This window comes from Agarivorans sp. Alg241-V36, from assembly GCF_900537085.1.
Taxonomy (GTDB): domain Bacteria; phylum Pseudomonadota; class Gammaproteobacteria; order Enterobacterales; family Celerinatantimonadaceae; genus Agarivorans.
The window spans coordinates 398929-423638 of the sequence record NZ_UNRE01000002.1 but is presented as its reverse complement, the minus strand read 5'-3'; the positions used below and the strand labels follow the sequence as shown (position 1 = coordinate 423638).

Below are 24710 nucleotides of genomic sequence, written 5' to 3'. Positions count from 1 at the left end.
GTAACAAACCCCAATGAGAAAAGCGGCCGATTAAGGCCGCTTTGGGGTGTTAAGTCCTAAGGTAAGATTTCACAAGTTGGGGCAACAAAGGTGCCAGAGTGCTCACCTTGCAAGCCGAATGAGGCGCTCGCATTTGGCGCAAGTTGGCCGTTATACACTTCATTGCTGGCGCTAATACCTAAGCCATCACTTGAAGCATTAAGCTGAGCATTCCAACCGTTGGCTAAGCTCACTGGGTCGGTAAACACAAGATTTACCTTCCATCCGCTTACCGCTTCACTTCCGCCATTGCTTACAGTAATTGAATTAATCACAAAGCCTGTAGACCAAGTGTCAGCTTTACCTACTTCACAGCTTAAGCCATCACCTACTGGTGGCTCTGCGCCTTGCTTAACCACTAAGCTTAAGCTGGCCTCAGCACTTAGCTCACTGCCTTGCTCGTCGGTGGCAATAACAACAATCGCTACTGCTCCTTCGCTTGCTGGCATCGTTAGCGTAACGGCTCCACTGCCTACTCGATTGGCAGCTAAAGCACCATCAAGATAAACATTTGCGCCATAAGCATTGGCAACATCTAGTTGCAGCACTACATCACTACTTGGGCTAACTTCGCTGCCGTTGGCAGGAGAGCTAATCGTGACAGCAGGAATGATTGGCTCTGCCACCTCAACGGTGACACTCGCAAGCTGCGATACTTCACCCTGATCATCGGTAGCGCTAAACTCAAAGCTATCACTGCCAAAGAAACCAGCGTTAGGCACATAGCTCGCCACGTTACCCGCTAGCGTTACCGAACCATTTGTCGGTTGGCTAGCAATAGCAAAGCTGGCGATAGTGCCATCGCTATCGGTTGCGCTTAAGGTAATCGAAGCAGGAGTATCAAAGTCAGTAGCCACTGATTGGCTTTGAGCAATAGGCGCACAGTTAATGCCGGTTGCTCCGCCACAGGCCGCGCTTGGCTCGGTTCCCCAAACTAAAACACCCGCATCGTACATAGCAATTTTCGGTGCTAATTCATGTGCATTGGTGTAGTTATCCCATGATGGGTCGTTAGCATTGTCCCAATCTGGATCGTTGGTATTGGTCGGTAAGGCTAAGCGGAATTGTACTTCTTTCTTAGACGGTGACTGACCACCAGGGTATATATCTACACCATCAAAGCTAATATCGGCGTAATAAATATTATCCCCTTCATTACCCCAAGGGTGTAAACCACTGTAACCAGTGCCTTGCGAGTAAGCCGTTGAAATAGTTACATCGTCTACAGTGTAACCAGCGGCAACTACTTCACTAATGTCTACCCAGTAGCGAATACTAAGCTGGTCGGTCACGCGCGATGGCCACGCTGTATGGTTGTGTACGCGAGCACTAATCTCGATATGTCGTGGCCCTTCTGAGTTTACTTTTGCATCCACAAATAACTCGGTGTCTCGCACTTCTTTATCTGGGAAATCAGCTTCGGCAATTGGCGCTCCGCCATGGTCTAACCAAAGGCGTGCTAGCGCTGAAGTGAAACCGGCGTTGTAATCGGTGGCCACTTCGTTTTTGTAGTAATCGCCACGGTCATCAGCGTAAGAATCATCGTCGCCAGGTCCGCCTACTAAAGCGCCCACGAGCAGGTGGCGGTTCTCTTCTGGGTGGCTTGATAAACTATCGGCCCAAGCACCATGAGCGGTGCGGTGGTGTGGTTTAGTTGGGTGGTAATCGCCATAACCAATTTGGTAAGAGATGTTTAGCGGGTTATCACCCAATATGTAGTCGAGCTGACTTTTAGCGAAGTTGTAATAGGTGTCTGCCTTGCCTGCTGCGAGGTTATTTTCTTTTAGAAAATCAGAATAAATCAGCGCTAAGAATGAAGTATTCGAGGTATAACGCGCTGCGCCCCAAACATCTAAAAAGGCTAAGCCACCCGGCGTGTAAGTGATTTTTTCGCCGTTAAAACCGGTGGTCCAATAATCTAACCAACGTTCGGCATCATCTTGATAGACTTGCTCGCCAGTAATTTTGGCTAGCAAAACATAAGAGCCATAAGACTTATCATCCCATGCTTGGCCCCATTTGTAAGCGCGATATTCCGTTTGTCCTTCGGTGCCTAGATTAGGATATTCAAGTTTGGCTTTATCTAAGTAAGCAACATCGTTGGTGGCTTGATACAGCCAAATTGCGCCCCACACCAACTCGTCTTGATAACCACTCCATGAGTTATAAAAGGCTTTGGCATCGGTAATTGCATCAGAGTATTTACCTCGGTAGTTGTCGGCAAAAGCATAAAGCTGCTTAGCGTGCTCCAACAACATCGCCGAGTAACTAGGGTCACTCTCTTTAAACACCATGGAAATAGCCGCTAATGCAGCTGCGGTTTCGCCCGCCAAGTCAGAACCTGGGTTAGCAGCATCGATTTTGTAAGAAGGACGCTCCATTTGCATCACTTCAGCAGATCCCCACCAAGCGTGATCTACGCTACCTTTACCTACTTGGCCCCATAATTCATTTGGCGCGGTATGCGCTTTAACAAAATAGTCAGCCACAAAGCGTAAGCTATTTTTAATGTGTTCCAATTGGTTGGTTTGAGCATAAGCATCGGGGTATTCCACTACACCCCAGGCCAACATGGTGGCGGTAGAGGCCATTGGAAAGCCGAATTTAACGTGGTCGCCGGCATCATACCAACCACCGGTTAAATCAACGTTATTATCGCTACCATCGCCTAACGCTGAGTCACCGCGCCATTCATTGCGGTTCCAATCGGGTAACACACCAGATTGCTGAGCTTCGTAGAAATAAATGGATTTTTGTAGCGCTTCACCATAATTGGCTGCGTGCGCCGACATCGCACTAGTTACTATCGCCGTAGCGAGAAGTGTTTTCCTTAACATCATTGCGTATCTCTCTATATTTGCAAAATTAGCTATTTTCTTCCCCTTCATCTTTGTGAAGGTAAGAAGCACACAGGTGTGTAAACCACTGCAAACGAAGAGCTTGACCATGCCATGCTAACTCATGAACGCTCTCATTAGGCCTCACACCTTTTTTGGCAAACCTTACTTTGAGGTTTTACTCAATAATGAAATTAGCAAGCGAAAAACAGTTATCAAGGCCTTTATTGACAAATATGAAATCAATCAAGGAAAAGATTTTTGTGATGAAATGAAAGGGAAAAAGTCAGGCTTTTTTCAGGCAAAATAGTGCGCGAGGTCGCGAATGACGGCTGATAAGACCAGCGTCATTCGTATTTAAAAGTTACTTTTAATTCAGCAATTATTTAGAGAGGCAAATAAAATCAAGCACTTAAGGCATCTTCCACAGCAACTTCACGATATTTAATACGTTTATAAACTAGCACCATAACCATTGTGATGTTGGCAGCTAATACCAAGCTAGTAGTCACCGAAAGCAGTGGGTCGCCCACGACAAACACCGTATAAGACCACGCTAATACCGCATTACATTGGAACATAATCCAACTTAAAAACGAGATCTCTTTAGCGGGGCCTTTTATCCGCATTAAGCGAATAATTTGCGGGCTAAACGACAATATAGAAATGATCCAACTGAAGGGATACAAAAATTGAATAAACTGTTCCAAGTAAATCTCCGATAGCCAAAACGCGCCATCCGAGGCGAACAGTCATACCATTAGTGCAGGCAAAAAATAGTGAGTAATTCTAAAGCTGCGCGATGATACACCAGCCAAGCCAAGTGGTCAAAATAACATCAAGTTATTGCTCAAATTATTACTCTACTTTATGTTGATACATATCTTGATCTGCCAAGGCCATTATTCCTTCCACCTCCATGTTTAGGTCAACATCAATATAACCGATAGCCACCGTATACAAGGGTAAATCTTGCTCGGAGTATTGAGCAAATTGGTCGGTAAAGCGTTGCGCAATGGCATCTAAGTCAGAGTCCTGCTCAATTAAGACCAAAGCAACAAACTCGTCGCCACCCATTCGGCCAATCACGTCAGAACTGCGCACACACTTATGCATCGCTTTTGCCACATCTATCAACACTTCATCCCCTACAGCATGTCCGTAGCTATCATTAATCTGCTTAAACTTATCTACATCTAAATAGAACACCCCCAAGCGAGAACCCATGCGCTTAGCTAAGCGGATCCGCTGCTGGGCTAAGGAACAAAATCCACGGCGATTGTTTAACTCGGTTAAGGGATCGGTAACCGCCAATTTCTGCATATGAGTGTATAACTCAAGCAAGGACAAATCGGCTTCGAGGATGTCTTTTAGCTGCTCAATAAGTTCAAAATAGGTATCGTCGTAGTTGATTTCGCGGTAATCCATGACACAAAAAGTGCCAAATGCTTTACCGTTTGGCCAAAATACTGGAACCCCAAGGTAAGAGCGAAACCCGTCACCATGCACTTCGGGATTACTGTCCCAGCAGGGATCGATCATGGCATTGGCCACATACAAGCTTTTACGTGTTTCTACAATTTTTCGACAAAAGATATTAGCTTGCGGTTCCACCACCATTCCCGCTTGATAGGGGTTAGACTGCTGTTCGCTAGCAATTGTGACCTGATAACCACTTGGGGTGTGTTGAACCAAAAAACCAGCGGGTGCATCGAACAGCTTAGCCAGCAAGTTTACCGTGCGCTGCCATTTGGTAAGCGATATTAAGTCGTTTGGATTTGATAAAATCCATTGTTCAGGATCAATAGCGGGCTTTAAGGGCATCTACACCTCCACAAAAACCAAGTCCAACACGCAAGCTAAAACAGGTTTAGCTATGCCGATAAATAAAGTCTAAGAAAGAAGTACTTATAGAGCCCACTATCAATATTAGTTATTCAACACTTGCATGCTCATTAGCTGGCAACAATTATTTACTGCTGCAGTTTTATAGAGAGATAAGACGGTAGTTGTTTAAATAAGCTGATATTACCTATGCCCTCCGCCACAACCAGCGTGCTGCCACATATCAATTTGCTCTTCGCTAAGACTAAAGGCTTGATTGGCATTAGGTGATTGCTTAATAGATGCCAACAAATCCTGATTATAGTTTTGATTATCCTCTGCCTTATTATCGCCACTGCTCGTGGTAGCTTGGCTAGAACAGGCTGAAATAAGTACGCAGATTATTAAGGGAAGTGCTGGTTTCATCATTTAGGCCCCAATGCAACATTTCATTAACAATTTAGTCTGAGTTTTGTTTAAAGTCATGCTGTTTTTCTCGAAAGGCGATAATTCGACGCTTAATTAAGTCACATCAAAAAACCGTCTTAACGGTTTTGCTAGCCTATTCGCAGGCCTTAGGACTCTTCAATGACTAATACCAAGATCAACAAAACAATAGAAAACTTCACCTGCATTGAAGAAGCTTTGCGCTACTTCGAAATCGACTTTGATAAGAGTTTTATTGATGAAAGCCGAGACTTGTTGGTTAAACGTTTTGGCGGTAACCTCATCTTAAGCAAAGCAGATGACTGGTTTTCGGCACGCCGAGCTTTAAAGAATGCCTACTGCAAAACTCAGCGTGAGCGTTTAGACAAACATACTCGTTCGGCTTGCCGCGGTTGTACCTCCTGTGAACGTAGGTAAGGCTAATTGCCCACCCACGAACCGTTGACACATTTATAACTGCCGATAGTTGCGCCTTCTGGGTACACATTGCCGCCGTGTACACAATCAGCAAAGCTTGGAAAACTAAGCGATAGTGTCACTAGTACAAACCCTATTTTTAGCATTTTCATGGCTATTTCTCCTGGGTATTATCCGTTGGCTGCTGTTCAGTAGCTTCAACGTGAATACCATTACGTTCAGTCAAATCCGTCGTTGTAATTAATGTAGGCTCGGGGTCTGAACTTATTAAAGTAAAATTTCCATCTAAACATTTCAGATTACCTAGCTGAGCTCCCTCTTGATATACATCTCCTTGCAAGGTGCAATTGGCACTAACAGCAAAACTCAAGGGAAGTAGACAAAAGATCATTTTCATCATTATTTACACCACCTATCTATCTTATCTTGCCATCGTTGTCTCCACGCCTCTTGGTGCGCAACCAAAGTCGCTTCAGTGCTGTAGGTCTTTCGACTAGCCTCTAGGCTAGCGTTGGGTACAGAGTCAACTTTGAGAAAGTACTCCAAACTCACTAGCTCTTCATACTTTTTGGGGTTGAGGTCTAGCATTAACTGCTTTAAATCATTATCTAAAAGAGAGCCATAAAGAGACTTAGTGTTAAATAGCATCTCAGCCAGTACTTCTAAATCTTTCTGCTGTTGTTTATTTAGTTTGTCAGGGTCAAGCGATTTAGATTGTGTATTAGACTTACCTAAACGTAAGCCTTGTAAATTGGAAAATATAAAACTGGTTTGAGAAAATGTTAGTGGCAGATTCTCTTCTTTACCTGAAAGTTCTATGGATACATCTTTTAAATTGCTCCAATAGACCCGAGCGCCATTAAGCTTAGTTTCGTTAAAATTTAAGTTCTCCATATTTACATAACTAAAATCTGGGAAGTCAAAGGTCGTCCTAGATAAATAGGATCCAGTCAGGTTCACGCAATACAAACTGGTTGTTGTAAATGTGATGTCGTTTAACTTGATATAAGAAAGATCCTTGCCCGCTAAAGACAGAAACTTCTTCTCTTGAAAATACCTAGTGGTATCAAACAACTTGGCAAAATCATTATCTGAAATGAACTGAATGACCTGAGCTAATAAAGTGGATGTGCTTAAGCTTTCCAAAAGCAGCTCAGAACGAGATACTACGAATCTATCTAAGGCTTCCTCATCAGCCTCTTTAAACATCAACAGCGCTTCGCTAATTGCGGAAACATAATTTGCAACATTTGCCACTTGGGCAGCTTCTTTTTGCGCCTTCAGTTCCTCAGAAAAAAGGTCTGCTGACGTTTGAATAGATTTGTATGCAACACCCACCGTAACAATCACTGTGACAACTGTAGCGATAAACCCTAGCACTCCGTGATGTAAATCAACCCAACGAAAGAACCGCTTAACAGATGAAAGACTCTTATCACTCATGTGAATTCTTAAACTGATGATAACTTTATCTAATGACTTGATGCATATTTAGTACCTAGACCAACATTGTTAACCAAATCAATATGTTTATTTTTTGAACAAATAATCACAATTCAACTTGTGTAAAGAAATGTGACACAATTGTTAACAAAAGCTGAATAAGCAGCCTAAGTTCGCAAATCTATCAACAACTTAATCTTGAGTGTGAGCTCGCTCTATAGCCACTTTGTTTTTCCTTGCAAGTCACTCATGTTTTCTCAATGCTAAGTCGGCAAGCTATCGGGAAAAATATAATGAAAATAGGGATTACCAGCATAACGCTAAGCTGTATTTTAGCGGCCTTTTCAAACTTAGCTTTGGCCGACAATCAACAGCCAGAGCTAACCATATGGACTGGCAAAAGCCACCAACAAATGCAGCTTATTGCAAAACAATTTAGCGACGATACCGGCATTATCGTTGAGGTGAAACAACCCGTCGACATCACTGGAAACTTTGAGATTCAAGCCCGTAATGGTGAAGGTCCCGACATCGTATTCTGGCCTCATGACAGAATAGGCGACTGGGCAAATGCAGGACTCATTAAACAACTAAAACCCAGCCAAGCGCTGCAGGATTCAGCAGTAGACTACGCCTGGGACGCAGTAAAAGTTGAAGGCAAAGTATACGGTTACCCAATAGGCGTAGAAGCAATAAGCCTTATTTATAACAAAGCGCTCATCAAAGAAGTTCCAGCTAGTTTTGAAGAGATTTTCGAGCTAGACAAGCAACTTCAAGAGCGGCAACAAACCAAAGCTATTTTGTGGGACTACAACAATACCTACTACACATGGCCATTGTTTGCGGCCGACGGAGCTTACGTGTTTGGTAAACAAGGTGAGCAATACAATGTAAAAGACACTGGGGTTAATCACCCCAGTGCAATGTACGCAGGTAAGCTACTCAAAGACATGCTGGACCAACAAATAATGCCGCGTAATGCTGATTACTCAATCATGGATATGCAGTTTGTAAAGGGCAAAGTTGCCATGGTAATTAATGGCCCCTGGTACTGGGATGAATTGGAAAGTGTGGGTATGGATTTTGGAGTTGCGCCCTTACCCAATATCAATGGCAAGCCCGCCAAAGCCTTTGTTGGCATTTGGAGCGCCATGGTGAACAGCGCAACTAGCCAACCAGCACTGGTTGACGAGTTTCTAAACTACTACCTAATGAATGTAGACAATCAACGCTTACTGTTTAGCAGCGGCGACATTGGCGCAATGGCAAACTTACAATTACAAAAAGAGCTAACTAACGACCCAAAAGTGCAGGCAGTTTATGCCAGTGCAGCGCAAGGCGAACCGATGCCAAACGCTGCAGCAATGGGTAAGTTTTGGGCCGCCATGGCCACCAGCCTCACCAACATCACCACCGGCAGACAAGCAGTGGATAAAGCCCTTAATGCCGCGGCTAAACGGATTACTCGATAGGCTAAGCGTTTTCAGTCTAAAAAAATGGCGCTCAAACTTAATTGAGACGCCATTTCCAATTCTCCCAAAATGAAACTTACTGCCTAAAAGAACTAATTATTAAAGCAGGTAAGCAAGTGCTCTAAACGCTCTTCATCTCCTGGGTGACTGCTTATCCAAGTAGGAATGTGTGACTCGTGGTCTTCGAATAGTTGCTGGTAACCGGCGAGAAGTTGTTCTTGAGGTAGGTTTAGCTGTTTGCTCCAATGACAGGCGAACAAATCGGCTTGTTGTTCAGCTTCGCGGGAGTAGCCAAGGCTTACTCCAAGCACTGCGGCACTAACTAGGCCATCTACCAGCAAACTGCTATCGCCAACAACTAGCACCACAGCGGTACTGATCAAGGCCGAGCGCACTAGGCTTGCCATTACATCGTTATGAGCCACATGGGCTAACTCGTGTAATAAAATGCCATTAAGTTGTTCAGGGCTATCTAGCAGTTCTACTAATTGGTCGGTCACCACAATGCTGCCATCGGCTAAAGCAAAGGCATTTGCTTCATCGCCCATACGGTAGAAGTACAACTTAGGCTGCATGGGTAGGCCATCGATTTGCTCTACCAAGCGGTTAAAATTTTGGCCTATAGCTTGTTGTTGCTCTGGGCTAATCTCACTTTCACTAAAACCTAAAGTTTCAAACTGCTGCAGCGTTCTTTCACCCAACTCTTGGCTAATGGAGAGCGGCACTTTGCCAGCCAAGTAATGGCTTACCAAAGGAAGTCCTTGGCTAGCTGCGGCGTATATAACAGCTGCGCTTACAACAAAGGCCACAATGATCATCAAGGCATTTCGTTCTAAGCTTTTAACCAAAGAGCCTTGGCCTTGCTTATCTAACCAACTGTTTAGTGATGAGGACTCATCGGCAACAAAGCGGCTGCCATTACTAAAACCAATGGTACGAGCTTGCGAGCCAATCGACATCGCAATATCTAGCTCGGCAACTGGCGCCCGAATAGCGCCAAACTCATCGCTTAGCTCAATCCAGCCTTCATCGGAGCAGTGCAATTTAGCCGCTCTAGACACAGAGCTATTTTCGACAAAAACCTTTCCGGTGATGACCATGGGCTTAAATCACACCAATTTCTACGCCAAAGGCATCGGCAACTTCATCAGCAATGGCGGTTTTGCTATCACTCACTTGGTTATTAATTGCAATGCTTTCAATATCACCCTGCACGGCCGTGGCCTGCGCCATAAACTTCGCCATACGTACTTTTGCGACAGGGATAGCCAAACCAAATGAGAATACAATAATCAGCATATTGCTAAGCATTACGCCCATAAATGCCAAAGGTTTTACGGTCGAAACCATGTACAACTGGCCTTCTATATCCGTTTGTCCAAACTGATAATTTCGCAAACAAGCTTTTAAGTAAGCCGTAACAAACCAGCCCAGCAAAAAGAAGCTGATATAAATTAAAGCGAAGATCCCAACCAGCGCGCCACCGGCTGCTAAGTTTTCACCGCCGCCTTGCTCTAATGAGGCAAACATAGCGCCTAGTTGGCTAAAGTCTGCGCTAAACAGTGCAAATGCCACCAAGGCTCCCAACAAGCTTAAGGCGATTACACCGCCTAAACCTAGCGCTGCGGCTTTCAGGAAAATTTTGAACATGGCCGCAGACTCTATATCTGCAGTAAATTTCATACTGCCCCATTGGTAGTTGTTCAGTACATAGCGGCTCATGTAAGTGGCCATAAAGGCATACAAGTAAGTACCACCAATAGCAAAAACCAGTACACCTAAAATACCTGACACAACAGGCGAAATAACACTACCAAGTCCAATAACTAAGCCAGCAGCTAAAGCAAAAATGATGGTGGCTAAAAACGGCATTACCATTAACGCCATATAAGCACTGCCATAGCTACCAACAAAATCAAATCGAACATTTCGGTAGCGTGTTACTCGCGAGTCAAAGCGCAGGTTCTTTACTACTAAAACCGGCATTACCGCCACAAACATCAGCATCAAAACGGCTTGCAGTATTTCGCTTACCATTGGAGAAACCGCCCAAATAACTACCATTACCACAGCAATTATTCGCCCCAATAAGATTTGTAAGGGTTTTGCTAAATACTCGAAGCGCTCGCCAGCTAACTCGCTATTGCCGTAAAAATACTGTTTATTGCGCACTTTTGCCCAGGCTGAGTAAATACCCAAGGTAGCAATGCTGAGCAATACGTTAACGATCCAAATTCCAAAATACTCGTCGGTTTTTCCATGAAACTTAAAACGATTTTCGTCCAAGTGCTGACTATCCATGCCAAGAATCCCTGATGTTTAACTAATTGAAAATTAATAAGTCAAAAGACTTTAATGATAATAGTATCTAAATAAAACTGTTTTTTGTTATTAAAAATCAAAGGCGGGGGAATTTCAGTTTAATTAGTGTGATTAAAGCGTTTTCAATCACATTTCATTTAGAAAAAAATGAAGCAACCTAAGTGGATACTTCATTTTTAAGTAGCTAAAGCTTGACAAATTTAGAAAAGATATTGCTGCATGTTCACCGTGTAATGGTCTCCATCATCTACACCACTTTGCTGCACAATAAATGCTCCTAACTTATCTTTGCTTAACCACAGCTCGCTGCTCTCTCCTTCGGTGGCTAAGGCAAAGCCATGGCTAACATACACGCGGTTTGCGGCACTTAATGGCTTTTCTCCTAAGTACTTAACTTGATACTGAATAATGTCAAATTCATCTAGATCTAATACTTTGAACTCTTGGGTGTTTTGATGATCAATCGACGCCATCAAGTAATCAGGAAAACTCAAGGAATCAGAATCAAAATCACCGCGTTGTAAAATAGCATCAGGAGCTTGCTCAAAACGATTTAGCAATAGATCCATGCCATTGGTACTATGCTCATTTTCAATCAGCTGCAACAGCTTATTAGTCCACATAGAGTTACTGCTCGCTTGATTCTCTAGCGCATTAATATGGATACCTTGCTCTAATTTATCATTGCCAAAAATTAAATAGCTTTCTTGATTTTCATCTACCTTAAAAGCAAATTGTTTTAAAGCACCATTATCCAACATCACTTTTCCGCTGCGCTGGTAGGCCTCTTTAAACCACAAAAAGCTAAAATCTAATTCCACCTCTTCTTCAATAACTAAGCTATTAGGAAATTGGTTATCAATAATCCGGTTCCGCTGATAAACACCCACCACATCACCTTCCACAGCAATTTGGTAAATAATAGTTCTAGATTCGTGAGCGGCATTTGCAATGCCAGCGCCAAATATAACAAGCAATAGTGATATTAAAACAAGCCTAGAAAGTTGCGCTATCCACATAACAATGACTCCTTAATAAGCTAACGACTAAAACTCGTATGCAACACCCAGCAATAAGCCCAAAGACTTACTCTGATAAAACTCGATATTACTGTCACCCTTGTCATAAGAGGCCATCAAATACACCGAGGTATTCTCAAAATCAAAAGGCTGGGCGTAACCATAAATAGCGTTTATGCCAAAATCGTCATCGCCCTGAGTTTCATTGAATATCGGGTTACGGCCTTTGTAATCACGCTTGGCATAATTAATATACAAGCTAGTAAAGTGGCGCTCGGCAAAGCTATAGGTGGTTTCTAAGCCAAGGGCGTAGGCATCAAAGGCCATTGCATCGCCATCGGTATCCGCCTTGGTATAGGTAAGCTGAGGTGTTACGGTAAAACCGCCTTCATCATAAACCAATACCTCAGCAGAGAGTCGGTGATACTTACCATCACGTTGCATCAACTTTTGCTCACTGGCATCTAGACCAAAAGCCTCACCACTGCGCTCGTTTTCTATATCTGCGGTTGCAAAACCATAACGCAGCGTTAGCGGTGTATCGAACAGATAACGCCACGCTAGCCTAAAACCGCTGCTATCGGCATCGGTTTTTTGGCGAGCACTGCCCGTTAAGTAGGGATCTTGCCAAGTCTCACTAAAGCCCGGGAGTTTAGGAAAATAAGCCAGTTCTAACTGCGAATATTCCCCCACCATTTGGGTAATGCCCAGCTCAAATTGGTCTTGGCCGCGCACAATATTCTCTTCTTGCTGACCCAAGAAAATTTGGGTTTTCTTATTTGCGAAGGTGTAATTTAACTCGGCTAAAACAGCTGGACTCACACCGCTATTCTTATTTCCTGAATTGTTTAAATCTTGTGTTATGGCATTGTCGTCATCAGTATTGAATTGAGATTGCTCTTGGCCAACCATGCCTCCTAACAATAACTCAAAGCCAAAACCAGGCTCATCGTCTACATAACCGGTAGCATTGGCTGCTCCAATAGATGCTAACGTAGCAAGTACGCTGCTTGTTACTAGACGCTTAGTGTGAAATTTTTTCATCCTGTTCCCTATCCTTTTAAACATGTTCAACGCTGCTTTATGCACGCCGTTTAAGCACTTGTTGAGCACATTGTAAAATGCGACAAATTCTCACTCAGTCAGTCTTATGTCAGGGATAGTCACAGTTTTCCGATATTCCAAACTAGATATTGAGAATTAGTTTACATTTAAATGATATTTGTCGTAGTTTTGTAAGTGGTAATTGCATCGACCTAAGGGCTCACTAAAATGAGCCAGCTGAGGGAGTTGTCTATGCAGGGAAATAAGTTGAGCCAAGAACAAAAAAAAATCGTATTAATTGAAGATGATTCACGCCAACAACAGTTGGTGGCTACGTTCTTGCGCAGCGAAGGTTTTGAAGTTATTTCTTCAGAGCGTGGCGACCAAGCACCAGAGCTGATTGCCAAACACTCTCCAGACGCAGTGCTGCTAGATTTAATGCTACCAGGCATGGACGGCATTCAAGTGTGCCAAGTTGTTCGTGACTTTTATTCAGGCCCGATCTTAATGGTTACCGCACAGGGTGATGATGTCACCGAAGTGTCTGCGCTAAACTTAGGCGTAGATGATTTCTTAAGTAAACCATTACGCCCACATGTATTGCTCGCCAGACTTCGTTCTGCGTTGCGCCGCAGTGAACGCGCCAGCACCATTGATGCCTTGCAAATGAGCAATAGCGAACCGGTGCGCCACCCTAATCGCATTATCTGCCAAGAGCTCACTGCCGACAAAACTCAACGCCGAATTTGGTTAAGTGAGCAACTGTTAGAGCTTACCGACGCCGAGTTCGACTTACTCTATTTTCTTATGGACAACGCAGGCCACGTACTACCGCGTGATGTGCTATTCAAAGAAATGCGCGGCATTGATTACGACGGCCTCGACCGTTCACTAGATATGCGAGTATCCACGATACGTAAAAAGCTAAACGACAATACGCCACCTTATCGCTACATTAAGTCGGTGCGTGGTAAAGGCTATTTGTTTGTAAAAGCAGCATAGCGAGCTAAGCCAGCTTGATTACTTTATTCCTAAAGCTGTTTCTGTCTTCGGTATTATCTATTATCGCCGCCACCTTTATTTACGGCGTGATCATTGAAGAGAAAGTGCAGCACATTGAGCGTGAACAAATACGTAAAATTGTGCTGCCTATTTATTACCTACTAGACCGAGATCTACTGCAAGCAGAAAACCCAGACGTAGACAAAGTTCTCACTCGCTACCAAGAAGAATTTCCATTCTTTATCCGCATTTTTCCAATTACAGAACTAGAAGCTGAAGCGCGTTTAAAGCTAATGCGCAACGGCGAGTATGTATCGGTTAAAAGTAATTTTTTAGATGACGATGACATCGTTCTTTATTACCAATGGCCAGACCAACAGGTTCTCGAATTAGATTTAGACGAAGAATTTGTTGATTACGGTGATTGGCTATTTTGGTACATGGTGGCGCTTATGGGCGGCTGTTTAGCTGCTACCGTAATGTGGTTCTCCTTCTCCATTACTCGCCATACTTATCGCCTAGCAAAAGTTACCAAAGCCTTAGGTGACGGTGACTTTGATGTTAGCGCCAACGAAAAAGCGCCCTCGCCTATTAATCACATGGCGCGCAGCTTAAATAGCATGGCTGCAAAGCTTAAGTCGCTGATTCAAGAGCAAGACTCGATGACCATGGCGGCTTCGCACGAGCTAAAAACCCCCATCAATAATTTACGTTTTGCCTTGGATATGACTCGCTCAATTACCGACATGAAAACCATGCACGAGCATATTCAAGAGATGGATGAAGACTTAGATAGTTTGGAAGACCTTACTCACGAGTTAATTAGCTTTTCCCAGCTAACCAAAGCGCGAGAAATAAACCCACAATCAATTAATCCCTACCCTCTGCTGTACAACATGTGTGAGCGGCTTTCTAAGTTAAGTCCCAAGCTAAAGATTCAAATTGAGTGCCCGGTGGGTTTAAGTTTAATGGCCGATGAAAAGCTAGTCCGCCGCGCCTTAAATAACTTGATCGTTAACGCGCAAAAGTATGCTGAAAAACTGATTCTCATCCGTGCGTATGTGGTGAATAAATCGGTGATTTTTGAAGTACATGATGACGGTAGCGGCGTTCCAGAAAAATACCGTGAATCGATTTTTCTGCCCTTTGCACGGGTGGATGACAGCCGCAGCCGCCAAAGTGGTGGGCACGGCTTAGGCTTGTCAATTGTAGAGCGAATTGTCACCAACCACTGCGGCAAAGCCAGTGTTAGTGATAGCCAACTCGGGGGCGCTTTATTTACCCTAGAGCTACCATTATTCCAAAATAGCGAAGACAGCAAAGATTAATAAGGATTCGCAAGCATAGCCATTGCCTTTTAGCGGCGCGGCGTTACCATTGTTGGCTCAAACTACTGACAAGAAGCTCGCACCATTGACCGCTCAAGCCCCCGCTAATACTGTTGTTGTTCTCGATTTTGAAACCACGGGTTTATCGCCTACTCAAGGTGATAGAGCCATAGAAATTGGCGCAGTACTGCTAGAAGATGGCCAAGCTACAGCGCGCTTTCAAGAGTTAATGAACCCAGGGTTTCGCATCTCTTCCTTTATTGAAGATTACACTGGTATCAGCAATGCCATGCTGCAAGAGGCCGCGCCTTGCGATGAGGTAATGAATCGCTTTTATCAGTTTGTCGGCCAGCATAATATGGTGGCGCATAACGCCTCCTTTGATCAGCGCTTCTTGGAAGCTGAGTTTGCCCAAATAGGCCGACGGCTTATAGGCGACTTTGCCTGTTCAATGTTGTTATCAAGACGCTTGTTTCAAGACGCGCCTAACCACAAACTAGGCAGCTTAGTGGCTTACAACAACATCGACAATGACGGTGTATTCCATAGAGCTTTAGCCGATTCAGAAATGACAGCCAAGCTTTGGCTTTGTTTACTCGAGCAATTAGAGCAACACTATTCGTTAATAAATCCAAGCTTTGCGCTAATGCAGCAAATTAGTCGTAAGAGCAAGGCAAATGTCGCGAGCTTTTTGCACAAAATTGCGTAACAATATGTGAGATAAAACAAAGCTTGAGCATCTAGCTAGCCAAAGCATAATCGCTTAACCTTCGCTAAGAGCCTTGCTCACTCAGATAACTTCACCCGCAATTAAAGGTGTTCCATGAAAATACTTGTCCGTAACCTCGCTCGCAGCATTACAGAAGCCGATTTACTCGCCTTGTTCGAAAGCCATGGTGCTGTCGAAAGCTGCGATTTGGTACTGGATAATGAAACCGGTAAATCCAAAGGATTTGGCTTTGTAAGCATGCTTGATGAATCAGAAGCGCAAGCAGCCATTGCCGCGCTAAACAGCACTAAGCAAGCCGGTAATAAAATACGCGTAAAATTTGCTGAAGAGAAAGCCGAATCAGACGATCAAGCTATTTGGCCAGAATCGGAATAGTTACAGCCATTAGCGAGTAAAGGACTTACTCGCTAATAAATTCAATTTGTCGCTGCGGTTTAGCCAGCACTATGCCTTTGTTCGCCAAGCCATCTACTATTTGTTTAACCAGCCCTTGTTGTTCACCATTTTGCTTAGCCAGATTAAGTTGTGAAGCGCTGCTATAAGCACAACTAACTTGCAGGCTCTCGGGAAACCGCTGAAAGTTAACCCGATGACTTATCCATGCAAAACCCTCACTCTCTAGTTTAGCGGCTTCGCACACTTCGGTTAGTGCCGCTACGATATCCTTATCGCGTTTTTTATCCATTTTTCGCATTAGTTGTCACTATTACTCAGTACGCTAGGGGCTTGTAATTGCTGCTTTAGCTGCTCTGCACGCGCTTCGGGCGAGCCGCTTAATGCCCCTAATAAATGATACAAACACGGTACCACAAATAAGGTGACAAAGGTGGCAAGCAACATACCACTAAAGATAACAATACCAATGGCAAAGCGTGTTTCAGAACCTGCACCAGTGGCCAACAACATTGGAACAGCTCCCAGCAAGGTGGTCATGGCGGTCATAATTATCGGGCGTAGGCGATTAGTAGAAGCTTTAATTATGGCTTCTTTAACCGCTAAACCTTGGTCACGTAGTTGGTTGGCAAACTCGACAATTAAAATGCCGTTTTTGGTGGCCATGCCTATCAGCATTAACAAGCCTAATTGACTGTAGATATTAAAACTCTCTCCGGTAATCAACAAACCCAGTAAGCCTCCTAGTAAACCTAAGGGCACCGTAAGCATCACAATGGCAGGGCTAATAAAGCTTTCAAACTGGGCAGCTAATACCAAGTAACACACCAGCAAGGCTAAGGCGAATAACAGCCAGATCTCACGCTGGTTATCGTAGAACTCTTTTGATTCACCGGCATAATCAACGGTGTAACCACTTGGCAAAATCTCGCTAGATGCTTGGTTTAAAAAAGTTAGCGCTTCGCCCAAGCTGATGTTATCGCTCAGGTTGGCTTTTAGGTTGATCGACTTTTTACGCTGGTAATGGAATAAGCCGCGTGCCGAGGCGACATCTCTGGCCTCCACCAAAGTATCTAAAGACACTAAAGCACCGGTATCGCTGCGCAAATACACCTTGCTTAAGTCGCTAGGCGATTGGAACTGGCTCTCGTCAGCTTTTAAGTAAACATCGTACTCTTCACCAAATTCCTCAAAACGGGTTTGCGCGCGGCCACCTAACAATACTTCTAAGGTACTGGCGATATCATTGACACTAATACCCAGCTCACGCGCGGCTAAGCGATTAACCTGCAACAAAATTTCTGGCGTAGTGGGATTGTAATCAAGCTGCACACCATGCATTAAGCCGCTGTCTTTAGCCTGTTGTTCTAGCTCTAGAGCATATTGGTATAGCTGGGTGTAATCATCCCCCTGCAATACAAACTGCACCGGCTCGCCCATGCTGCCACCAAAGCTAGGTTGGTAAGGATAAACTTTCACGTCTGGTACATCGTGGGCGGCCTCGCGGATCATTTCTACCACTTCGGCGGCATCTTGGCTGCGCTCACTCCAATCTTTTAAACGTACAATAAAAAAGCCTTGGTGATCTGCCCAACTACCAAAAGCAGGCGCCGAGTAGTTCAGGGTTTCTATCGGCCCCTCATCCGCCATCATTGGTAACAAGCGTTGTTCAATCTCAGCCATGCTTTTTACCATGCGCTGATAACTGGTCGCTTCTACTCCGCCCACATATACGTTTACTACGCCGCGGTCTTCTTTAGGCGCAAACGCTGGCTGTTGCTGTTGATAAGCCCAAACCAGTAGCCCCATACACAGGACTACAACTGCAACAGCAGAAAACTTGTAGTTAATTATACGAGTTAGTAACTTGGCATAAGCCTGCTGCAGGGCTGTCATAGCACGCCCAACCGAGCGGCTCATCCAGGTGGCTTGATTAGGATTTTTTTCAAATAACTTGCCGGCCATCACTGGCGCAAGAGTCAGTGCCACCAGCGATGAAAAGATCACTGCCGCAGACAACAGCACCGCAAATTCGGTGAACAAATCACCTATTTTTCCTTGCATGAATACCAGTGGCAAAAACACCATCACCAACACTACAGTGGTGGCAATTACCGCAAAGTTTAGCTCTTTAGCCCCTCTAAATGCAGCGACTAATGGCGGCTCACCCGCTGCGCGATGGCGAATAATGTTTTCCACCACCACAATGGCATCATCCACCACTAAGCCAATGGCTAAAATCAGCGCCATCAGAGTGACCAGGTTAATGCTGTAACCAAATAAATAAGCCACAGAAAAGGCCGCAATCAAAGATACAGGAACGGTTACTGCAGGAATAATGGTGGCACTTAAGCGGCCTAAAAATAGGTATAACACCGCCACCACCAACAGCGCACAAATCAGCAAGGTGGAATACACCTCGCTAATCGCCTGGCGAATAAATACGGTGCTGTCGTAATCAACAGTAAGCTCCGCGCCAGCAGGCAAAAAGCGCTTTAGCTCTACTAGCTCGGCTTTTACCATATCGGCTACTTCTAGCGGGTTAGCCTGAGACATAGCCACAATGCCTAGCCCCATACTGTCTACACCATTACTTTTAAAGGTGGTGGTGTCTTTTTTGGCGCCAACATAGATGTGTGCAATGTCTGACAAAGTGACGTGGTCACCAGAGAAATTGGCAATTTGCAGCTTGGCGAAATCGTCAGCCTGCTGATACATGCGCTCCATGCGCACCACAATATTTAGGCTGTCATTACGTACATAGCCGGCGGGGAGCTGCAGGTTCTCGCGATTTAGCGCATCAATCACATCATTGGTGGTTAAGCCGCGCCCAGCCATGGCAGTGGGGTCTAGCTCCACATACATAACCCGCTCTACTAAACCCGAGGTATTAACAGCACTTACCCCCGGCAATAAGCTAAGGCGTTCAATTAAGATCCGTTGGGCAAAGTCACTAAGCTCTAATCTATCTTGCAAGGTAGCGGTGAGGTTAAGCCACATAAAGGGGGCTTCTTCACTGTCGTTTTTACGCACCACCGGCTCATCAACGTCATCGGGTAAGCGATTACGCGCTCGGCTTACCGCATCGCGCACGTCGCTAACCGCAGCCAGCATGTCGGAGCCTTGTTTAAAGGTAATGGTAATGCCCGACCAGCCATCCCAAGAAGATGACCAAATGTAGTCTATGCCATCAATACCACTGAGTTCGTCTTCAATGGGTTTGGTGATTTGCGACTCTACAATTGAGGATGCGCTGCCACGATAGGGCGTACCAATAGAGACCACCGGGCTTTCTATATCGGGCATTTCGCGCACTGCGAGTTCGTTGTACCCAACCACACCAAACAACATCAGTAGCAAGCTGAGTACAATCGCCGCTACCGGGCGATACATCGACAGATCAGATATTTTCATTAGTTAAGTACTTCAATCTCAATACCGTCGTGTAACTTCACCAAGCCTTTGTTAACCACTTGGTCGCCGGCATTTAAGCCACTTAACACTTCAACTAAGTTGTCACCACGCTGGCCTAATTCTAACTCTACTTTTTCAGCCACTTGTTGATTTACCCGATAAGCAAAGCGGCGATCGCCGTTATAGGCAATAGCTTGCAGCGGAATCAATACCCGCGGGTTGGCATTTAAATCCAGCTCACCGCTTACCAAGGTGCCCGGTGCTAGCCCAGCTTGTTGATTATCGATAGATAACTGGATATACACATTAAGGCTTTCGCCACGCACTCGGCTGTCGATGCTACTTACCGATGCATCAAATACCCGCGAGCTTAAGCCAGCTTGATGCAAATAGGCTTGTTGGCCCACTTCAATGCGGCCTAAATGACGGGCTGCGACCGGCACGTTTAGGCGTAAGGTATCGGCATCATCCAAGGTAGTGAGCACGGTATCGGAGTTAACCAGTTGGCCGGGGCTTAAATCCACTAGACCCAACTTGCCGCTAAATGGCGCGCGAATAGCGCGGTCTTGCAAGGCGGCTTCTGCTAGAGCTAATTCAGCTTGCTGCATGGCCACTTGCGATTCGTAACGGTCTACCTCGGCTTGAGTGGTAGCGCCTTTGGGCAGTAGCTGTAATAGGTTTTGATGTTGGCGAAGAATATCGTCGAGACGAGCCTGCTCACGCTGTAATACTGCACGTTGATGGCGATCATCGAGTTGCACCAGTAATTGACCTTGGCGAACGGCTTGGCTGGAGCGAACAGCAATGGTGTCTATTCGGCCATCGACCTCAGCTTTCACATTTACCGAGTGGGCAGAAAAAACATTGCCTAATAAATGAACCTGTTCACGTAGTTTGCCCTTTTCAACGGTTACCACTTCTACGGTAACCGGTTTGCTTGGACTAAGCTCTGTTTCAGCCACGTCGTCACTGTAAAACATCCATGTAACAACAGTAAGAAGCGCCACCACAGCTAAAATGATGCGTCGCATTACTCTTTACCTTTTCAAACTGAGAGCAGACTCTAGCGCAAGCTAAGGTTGCCGGTCTATCTTTAGTTCATGACAAAGGGCATAAATGCGAAGCTAACAGCATCATGAACTACAAAAGACAATAAAAAACGAATAATAGCAAAAAATAGTCAAGCAAAATAAAATTTTTAATCGAACATTCCTCAATTACTCTACAGACAACTAACAGCCTCAGAGCAAGGCTCCGAGCGAAGTAATGACTAAATTACGTTTACTCAATAGCAATCTCTCTCTACACTAAATGTCGAAATATTTGCCGAAATTTGCAACTATTCCGCCACTTATACACCTAAGTAGGATGGATCCTGCTCGACATACCATCGGTATGTATAAATAATTATTGTTATAGGAAGTTTTATGGGTATTGAGTTTGACAATGGAGTTCTACTATTTGACTCCTTCTTCACCGCCACCATTGGTATTTTGGTGCTATTTATCGGTAGACGAATAAATGCAGCGGTAGGTTTTCTTCGTGAGTTTAGTATTCCAGAACCGGTTACCGGAGGGATTTTATTCTCGGTAATGATTGGTTTGATTTACGCGCTTACCTCAGTTGAAATTGAATTTACCCTAGTTGCTCGAGATATCTTGCTGGTGTATTTCTTCACCACCATCGGTATTAACTCCAGCCTTAAAGACTTGCTAAAAGGCGGAATGCCGCTAGTGATTTTGTTAGGCATCACTATTGGTTACATGATCCTGCAAAACTTAACCGGTATCACTGTTGCCAAAATATTCGGTTTGGAATCTGCCGTAGGTATGCTGGGCGGCAGTGTGTCGCTAATTGGCGGCCATGGTACTGCTATTGCTTGGGCACCTAGAATTGCTGAAGACTTTGGCATTAGTAATGCCATGGAGATTGGTATTGCCAGTGCGACCTTTGGTCTAATTCTAGCCAGCTTAATGGGTGGCCCAATTGCCCAGTTCTTGGTTAATCGACACAACTTAAAGCCTAAAAAAGAAGAGCCTTTAGATGTTGGGGTAGCCGAAAAAAATAAAGACAACAGCATTACCGGTTTTGACTTCTTAGACGCCATTTTAGCCATTCATGTCTGTGTGATTCTTGGCTTCTTGCTAAACGAAGCTATTTCACAGGCTGGCCTGCAACTGCCGCTATTTGTGACCTGTTTGTTTGCCGGTATTGTAATGACCAACTTAGTGCCAAATTCGCTACCGCGCTTAACCGGTACACAGTGGCCATCACGCAAACCGGCCATTGCCTTAATCGCCGACGTATCTTTAGGTACCTTCTTGGCAATGTCACTGATGAGCATGCAGCTGTGGACCTTAATTGATTTAGCCGGCCCTATTTTAGCGATTCTTGCAGCACAGTTTATGATTGCCATATTGGTGAACATTTTTGTGGTATTCCCAGCTATGGGTAAATCCTATGATGCAGCGGTAATTTGTTCAGGCTTTGGTGGTATTTCTTTAGGCTCAACACCGACGGCGATGGCCAACATGTCAGCGGTTTCGCAGCGCTATGGTAATTCTCACCTAGCCTTCATCATTGTGCCGTTAGTATGTGCATTCTTTATCGACTTAGTGAACGCACTGCTAATTCCATTCTTCCTGGCTAATTTCTAGCGTCATTGAGGGCAAGGTTATTAAGCCTTGCCCTCAAAAAAATTTAAGCGTTTGTTTCCTAAGGCTATTTACAGCAAAATCAACCATTTCTGCGTAAGTTGTCAATTCCTTTCACTGCTCATTCTGCTATAACTTTACTGTTCAACTGTACAAAATTCACCCACCCTAAGGGGGCGCTCACTATGACAATGATTAGCGCTAAACAGTTTTCATCATGGTTACAAGACCGTTTTGGTGAAGACAAAAAAGGCGTGTGTTTATCACGTGAAGACATCAATCATTTAACTGGCAGGCAAAGCTTCTCTCTAAGCTTTGTACACGATATTCATTACGAACTAATGCCCCACGGCATGGCCTTTGTGACCGACACCAACCGCGAAACCTTTTATTTAGTTCCAATAAGCCAACGAAACTGGCGAGAGCATTTAGAAAAACAGTACGAAAAAGACCTATTCTGCAATGTATTGCCGCTAGATAAGTCTGCCAGTAACAATTAGCTAAGCGATCTATTTGCCACCTTGATGCGTTTTAATAGCAAGCAATTATTGAGGTGACAGATTGGATAAATTACAGCGAAGCTACAAGCTACTGGGTTATGCCGGCTTAAGCGCTTTTATCGCACTAGCGCTGGCGGTTGCAGTGAAACTTCCGCTACTGGGCTTGCCTGCTACTCAAGTATTTTTATACTACAGCGTGGCAATTTTGTGTTTTTTGTCGGGCAGCTTATGGGCACAAACCTTAAACAGCGAAGCCTCTAGCCCAGCGCAGTTGTACCTAAGTAACGGCCTCACATTACTTGGTGTTGCTTGTTTATTGCTTAATTCCCGCAGCAGCGCATTAGTGATACTCGCCTGTGCCTTTATCTACCTTTACTACCGCGAATGGCACAGTAGCAATCCCAGCCGCTTAGGCAAAAGCTACCAGGCCATGCGCTTAAAATTAACCACAGTAGTAGTACTAAGCCACCTAGTGATTCTGGGCTATCAGTAATAGGAATTAATTATGCAATTACGAATATTCTACGATGCACAATGTCCGCTTTGCGCTGAAGAAATGCGTCAACTTAAGTTTTTTGATCATCGCCAGCTCATCGAGCTGCAAGATATCAATCAAGCAGACTTCACTAGCAAGTACCCACACATTGACCGTAGCGAAGCCAGCGACATGCTGCACGCAGAAACCAACGAGGGCACCTTGCTGCTAGGCTTGGATGTCACCGCTCAGGCTTGGGGCTTAGTCAATCAAAAACCGTGGATACAGCTATTGCGCACTCCATTGCTGCGTAAAGCATCGGATAAAGCCTATTTAATCTTTGCTAAAAATCGCTTCAAAATTTCACGCCTGTTAACTGGCAAAGAACGTTGTGACGAGCAAAGCTGTGGCGTAGGTAAGCAGTTTGATTAAACAACTAGGACTAAACTAGCATGCAAAGACTGATTGACGTTAATTTAGTACTGCGGGTTTACGAAAAGATCTGCCGCTTAGGCACCAAGCAGCAAGATAACTACTTGTATGAAGGCCTAAGTGCCAGCTCCGACTGGGACGGCTACACCATTGTTGTAAGCAATGCCCAGCTAGAGCTTAGCGTTTTCTTTCACAACAAATATCAGTTTTCCAGCCACGACGATAAGGCCATCGAGCGCTTTATCAAACAACTCAAATTTATTGACGAAAACTAAAGGTCGCGAGATCCAGCTCTCAAACTTAAAGCCTAAGCCTACTGGTCAGAGCTCTAACTGCTAAAGTAACATTTTTTTAACAAGTAAGCAGGAAGCTTATTGTGTCCAAGCCAGTTCAACAGTGGTTTAAGGAATATGCACGTAGCCATCAACACCCTACTAACAAAGCCATCCACTGGTTTATGGTGCCTGCCATCTATTTCAGTATTGTTGGCTTGCTGTGGTCAGTACCCTTACCGGGAACTAATACAGGCAACAGCAATGCGCTATGTTGGCTCAATCTTGCCAGCTTGCTAGCCATACCGGTTCATGGCTTTTACTTCCGCTTGTCTAAACCGCTCACCTTAGCCATGGCTCTGTTTACCTTAAGTTGCTTTTTAGTCTGTGATTTGATTACTCAGTTTAGCCCGCTGGCTCTTTGGAAAGTAAGCGTATTTATCTTTGTGGTAGCTTGGGTTGGCCAATTTATCGGCCACAAAATAGAAGGAGCTAAACCTTCCTTCTTTGAAGATATTCAGTACCTGTTAATAGGTCCATTGTGGTTGATGGGTTTTGTATTCGATTATCTTGGTCTAGATTATCAAAACAAATAAGCCGCAAAGCTTACGGCAGATAAAAAAATACCCCGCTCTAAAGCGGGGTA

The 24710-nt window shown here is 44.6% G+C and carries 26 protein-coding genes; 13 read left to right on the top strand and 13 right to left on the bottom strand.

The window, feature by feature from the left end; genetic code table 11:
* Nucleotides 1–56 precede the first annotated feature (56 nt).
* Nucleotides 57–2879: a glycoside hydrolase family 9 protein gene (locus tag G6R11_RS06400; RefSeq protein ID WP_240352410.1), complete on the bottom strand. Its 2823-nt coding sequence runs from the start codon at nt 2877–2879 to the stop codon at nt 57–59.
* Between the two features lie 121 nt (nt 2880–3000).
* Here G6R11_RS06400 and G6R11_RS06395 point away from each other — a divergent pair, with 121 nt between their 5' ends.
* On the top strand, nt 3001–3186 hold the full coding sequence (locus G6R11_RS06395) for a hypothetical protein (protein WP_163132255.1): 186 nt from the start codon (nt 3001–3003) through the stop codon (nt 3184–3186).
* 94 nt (nt 3187–3280) lie between these two features.
* Here the strand turns inward: G6R11_RS06395 and G6R11_RS06390 are convergent, their stop codons facing one another.
* From G6R11_RS06390 to G6R11_RS06380, 3 genes are all read right to left on the bottom strand, one after another.
* Nucleotides 3281–3586, bottom strand: coding sequence for a hypothetical protein (locus G6R11_RS06390; protein WP_163132254.1), 306 nt, complete (start codon nt 3584–3586; stop codon nt 3281–3283).
* Between the two features lie 148 nt (nt 3587–3734).
* On the bottom strand, nt 3735–4700 hold the full coding sequence (locus G6R11_RS06385) for a sensor domain-containing diguanylate cyclase (protein ID WP_163132253.1): 966 nt from the start codon (nt 4698–4700) through the stop codon (nt 3735–3737).
* Nucleotides 4701–4904: 204 nt separating this feature from the next.
* Nucleotides 4905–5129, bottom strand: a complete 225-nt coding sequence (locus tag G6R11_RS06380; protein WP_163132252.1) for a hypothetical protein — start codon at nt 5127–5129, stop codon at nt 4905–4907.
* A 159-nt stretch (nt 5130–5288) separates the two neighbouring features.
* On the opposite strand from G6R11_RS06380, the gene G6R11_RS06375 reads away from it, so the two are divergent.
* Nucleotides 5289–5564 (top strand): nitrogen fixation protein NifW, encoded by a 276-nt coding sequence (locus G6R11_RS06375; protein ID WP_163132251.1) that lies wholly within the window; start codon nt 5289–5291, stop codon nt 5562–5564.
* Between the two features lie 154 nt (nt 5565–5718).
* Here G6R11_RS06375 and G6R11_RS06370 read toward each other — a convergent pair whose 3' ends face one another.
* The gene (locus tag G6R11_RS06370) at nt 5719–5964 is read right to left on the bottom strand and encodes a hypothetical protein (protein WP_163132250.1); all 246 of its coding nucleotides are present in this window, start codon (nt 5962–5964) and stop codon (nt 5719–5721) included.
* The gene (locus G6R11_RS06365; RefSeq protein WP_163132249.1) at nt 5964–7007 is read right to left on the bottom strand and encodes a pentapeptide repeat-containing protein; all 1044 of its coding nucleotides are present in this window, start codon (nt 7005–7007) and stop codon (nt 5964–5966) included. The genes G6R11_RS06370 and G6R11_RS06365 overlap by 1 nt, the downstream gene beginning before the upstream one ends.
* Before the next feature lie 293 nt (nt 7008–7300).
* Here G6R11_RS06365 and malE point away from each other — a divergent pair, with 293 nt between their 5' ends.
* Nucleotides 7301–8479, top strand: a complete 1179-nt coding sequence (malE, locus tag G6R11_RS06360; RefSeq protein ID WP_163132248.1) for a maltose/maltodextrin ABC transporter substrate-binding protein MalE — start codon at nt 7301–7303, stop codon at nt 8477–8479.
* Nucleotides 8480–8571: 92 nt separating this feature from the next.
* Here malE and G6R11_RS06355 read toward each other — a convergent pair whose 3' ends face one another.
* From G6R11_RS06355 to G6R11_RS06340, 4 genes are all read right to left on the bottom strand, one after another.
* Nucleotides 8572–9579, bottom strand: a complete 1008-nt coding sequence (locus tag G6R11_RS06355; RefSeq protein ID WP_163132247.1) for a M48 family metallopeptidase — start codon at nt 9577–9579, stop codon at nt 8572–8574.
* A 4-nt stretch (nt 9580–9583) separates the two neighbouring features.
* Nucleotides 9584–10780 (bottom strand): YjgN family protein, encoded by a 1197-nt coding sequence (locus G6R11_RS06350; RefSeq protein ID WP_163132246.1) that lies wholly within the window; start codon nt 10778–10780, stop codon nt 9584–9586.
* 221 nt (nt 10781–11001) lie between these two features.
* Nucleotides 11002–11820 (bottom strand): hypothetical protein, encoded by an 819-nt coding sequence (locus tag G6R11_RS06345; protein ID WP_163132245.1) that lies wholly within the window; start codon nt 11818–11820, stop codon nt 11002–11004.
* A 27-nt stretch (nt 11821–11847) separates the two neighbouring features.
* Nucleotides 11848–12864 carry a DUF2860 family protein gene (locus G6R11_RS06340; RefSeq protein ID WP_163132244.1) on the bottom strand — a complete coding sequence of 339 codons (1017 nt, stop codon included), beginning with the start codon at nt 12862–12864 and terminating at the stop codon, nt 11848–11850.
* Between the two features lie 252 nt (nt 12865–13116).
* Between G6R11_RS06340 and G6R11_RS06335 the strand changes: the two genes are divergently transcribed.
* From G6R11_RS06335 to G6R11_RS06320, 4 genes are all read left to right on the top strand, one after another.
* Entirely contained in the window at nt 13117–13866 is a 750-nt protein-coding gene (locus G6R11_RS06335) for a response regulator transcription factor (RefSeq protein ID WP_163132243.1), read from the top strand.
* Between the two features lie 14 nt (nt 13867–13880).
* On the top strand, nt 13881–15194 hold the full coding sequence (locus G6R11_RS06330) for a cell wall metabolism sensor histidine kinase WalK (protein ID WP_163132242.1): 1314 nt from the start codon (nt 13881–13883) through the stop codon (nt 15192–15194).
* Between the two features lie 85 nt (nt 15195–15279).
* Nucleotides 15280–15903 (top strand): PolC-type DNA polymerase III, encoded by a 624-nt coding sequence (locus tag G6R11_RS06325; RefSeq protein ID WP_163132241.1) that lies wholly within the window; start codon nt 15280–15282, stop codon nt 15901–15903.
* A gap of 114 nt (nt 15904–16017) precedes the next feature.
* Nucleotides 16018–16299 carry an RNA-binding protein gene (locus G6R11_RS06320; RefSeq protein WP_163132240.1) on the top strand — a complete coding sequence of 94 codons (282 nt, stop codon included), beginning with the start codon at nt 16018–16020 and terminating at the stop codon, nt 16297–16299.
* Between the two features lie 25 nt (nt 16300–16324).
* Here G6R11_RS06320 and G6R11_RS06315 read toward each other — a convergent pair whose 3' ends face one another.
* From G6R11_RS06315 to G6R11_RS06305, 3 genes are read right to left on the bottom strand one after another with little or no spacing between them, the layout of a single operon-like run.
* On the bottom strand, nt 16325–16609 hold the full coding sequence (locus tag G6R11_RS06315; RefSeq protein ID WP_163132239.1) for a hypothetical protein: 285 nt from the start codon (nt 16607–16609) through the stop codon (nt 16325–16327).
* 8 nt (nt 16610–16617) lie between these two features.
* Nucleotides 16618–19731 carry an efflux RND transporter permease subunit gene (locus tag G6R11_RS06310; RefSeq protein ID WP_163132238.1) on the bottom strand — a complete coding sequence of 1038 codons (3114 nt, stop codon included), beginning with the start codon at nt 19729–19731 and terminating at the stop codon, nt 16618–16620.
* A complete protein-coding gene (locus tag G6R11_RS06305; RefSeq protein ID WP_163132237.1) occupies nt 19731–20762 on the bottom strand; it encodes an efflux RND transporter periplasmic adaptor subunit in 1032 nt (343 codons plus the stop codon). The genes G6R11_RS06310 and G6R11_RS06305 overlap by 1 nt, the downstream gene beginning before the upstream one ends.
* A gap of 396 nt (nt 20763–21158) precedes the next feature.
* On the opposite strand from G6R11_RS06305, the gene gltS reads away from it, so the two are divergent.
* The 6 genes from gltS (at nt 21159) to G6R11_RS06275 (ending at nt 24660) form a co-directional block, all read left to right on the top strand.
* Nucleotides 21159–22388 (top strand): sodium/glutamate symporter, encoded by a 1230-nt coding sequence (gene gltS, locus G6R11_RS06300; protein ID WP_205472628.1) that lies wholly within the window; start codon nt 21159–21161, stop codon nt 22386–22388.
* A 182-nt stretch (nt 22389–22570) separates the two neighbouring features.
* Nucleotides 22571–22885, top strand: coding sequence for a hypothetical protein (locus G6R11_RS06295; RefSeq protein ID WP_163132236.1), 315 nt, complete (start codon nt 22571–22573; stop codon nt 22883–22885).
* A 61-nt stretch (nt 22886–22946) separates the two neighbouring features.
* Nucleotides 22947–23378 (top strand): DUF3429 domain-containing protein, encoded by a 432-nt coding sequence (locus tag G6R11_RS06290; RefSeq protein WP_163132235.1) that lies wholly within the window; start codon nt 22947–22949, stop codon nt 23376–23378.
* A gap of 12 nt (nt 23379–23390) precedes the next feature.
* Nucleotides 23391–23792: a thiol-disulfide oxidoreductase DCC family protein gene (locus G6R11_RS06285; protein ID WP_163132234.1), complete on the top strand. Its 402-nt coding sequence runs from the start codon at nt 23391–23393 to the stop codon at nt 23790–23792.
* A 20-nt stretch (nt 23793–23812) separates the two neighbouring features.
* Nucleotides 23813–24067 (top strand): DUF3081 family protein, encoded by a 255-nt coding sequence (locus G6R11_RS06280; RefSeq protein WP_163132233.1) that lies wholly within the window; start codon nt 23813–23815, stop codon nt 24065–24067.
* Nucleotides 24068–24168: 101 nt separating this feature from the next.
* Nucleotides 24169–24660 carry a DUF962 domain-containing protein gene (locus G6R11_RS06275; protein ID WP_163132232.1) on the top strand — a complete coding sequence of 164 codons (492 nt, stop codon included), beginning with the start codon at nt 24169–24171 and terminating at the stop codon, nt 24658–24660.
* Nucleotides 24661–24710: the final 50 nt, after the last annotated feature.

Coding starts and splice junctions, on each gene's coding strand:
- G6R11_RS06295 (WP_163132236.1), top strand. CDS start 22,571: ATGACAATGATTAGCGCTAAACAGTTTTCATCATGGTTACAAGACCGT.
- gltS (WP_205472628.1), top strand. CDS start 21,159: ATGGGTATTGAGTTTGACAATGGAGTTCTACTATTTGACTCCTTCTTC.
- G6R11_RS06285 (WP_163132234.1), top strand. CDS start 23,391: ATGCAATTACGAATATTCTACGATGCACAATGTCCGCTTTGCGCTGAA.
- G6R11_RS06310 (WP_163132238.1), bottom strand. CDS start 19,731: ATGAAAATATCTGATCTGTCGATGTATCGCCCGGTAGCGGCGATTGTA.
- G6R11_RS06280 (WP_163132233.1), top strand. CDS start 23,813: ATGCAAAGACTGATTGACGTTAATTTAGTACTGCGGGTTTACGAAAAG.
- G6R11_RS06305 (WP_163132237.1), bottom strand. CDS start 20,762: ATGCGACGCATCATTTTAGCTGTGGTGGCGCTTCTTACTGTTGTTACA.
- G6R11_RS06340 (WP_163132244.1), bottom strand. CDS start 12,864: ATGAAAAAATTTCACACTAAGCGTCTAGTAACAAGCAGCGTACTTGCT.
- G6R11_RS06380 (WP_163132252.1), bottom strand. CDS start 5,129: ATGATGAAACCAGCACTTCCCTTAATAATCTGCGTACTTATTTCAGCC.
- G6R11_RS06350 (WP_163132246.1), bottom strand. CDS start 10,780: ATGGATAGTCAGCACTTGGACGAAAATCGTTTTAAGTTTCATGGAAAA.
- G6R11_RS06370 (WP_163132250.1), bottom strand. CDS start 5,964: ATGATGAAAATGATCTTTTGTCTACTTCCCTTGAGTTTTGCTGTTAGT.
- G6R11_RS06320 (WP_163132240.1), top strand. CDS start 16,018: ATGAAAATACTTGTCCGTAACCTCGCTCGCAGCATTACAGAAGCCGAT.
- malE (WP_163132248.1), top strand. CDS start 7,301: ATGAAAATAGGGATTACCAGCATAACGCTAAGCTGTATTTTAGCGGCC.
- G6R11_RS06355 (WP_163132247.1), bottom strand. CDS start 9,579: ATGGTCATCACCGGAAAGGTTTTTGTCGAAAATAGCTCTGTGTCTAGA.
- G6R11_RS06315 (WP_163132239.1), bottom strand. CDS start 16,609: ATGGATAAAAAACGCGATAAGGATATCGTAGCGGCACTAACCGAAGTG.
- G6R11_RS06400 (WP_240352410.1), bottom strand. CDS start 2,879: ATGATGTTAAGGAAAACACTTCTCGCTACGGCGATAGTAACTAGTGCG.
- G6R11_RS06345 (WP_163132245.1), bottom strand. CDS start 11,820: ATGTGGATAGCGCAACTTTCTAGGCTTGTTTTAATATCACTATTGCTT.
- G6R11_RS06385 (WP_163132253.1), bottom strand. CDS start 4,700: ATGCCCTTAAAGCCCGCTATTGATCCTGAACAATGGATTTTATCAAAT.
- G6R11_RS06365 (WP_163132249.1), bottom strand. CDS start 7,007: ATGAGTGATAAGAGTCTTTCATCTGTTAAGCGGTTCTTTCGTTGGGTT.
- G6R11_RS06335 (WP_163132243.1), top strand. CDS start 13,117: ATGCAGGGAAATAAGTTGAGCCAAGAACAAAAAAAAATCGTATTAATT.
- G6R11_RS06375 (WP_163132251.1), top strand. CDS start 5,289: ATGACTAATACCAAGATCAACAAAACAATAGAAAACTTCACCTGCATT.
- G6R11_RS06395 (WP_163132255.1), top strand. CDS start 3,001: ATGAACGCTCTCATTAGGCCTCACACCTTTTTTGGCAAACCTTACTTT.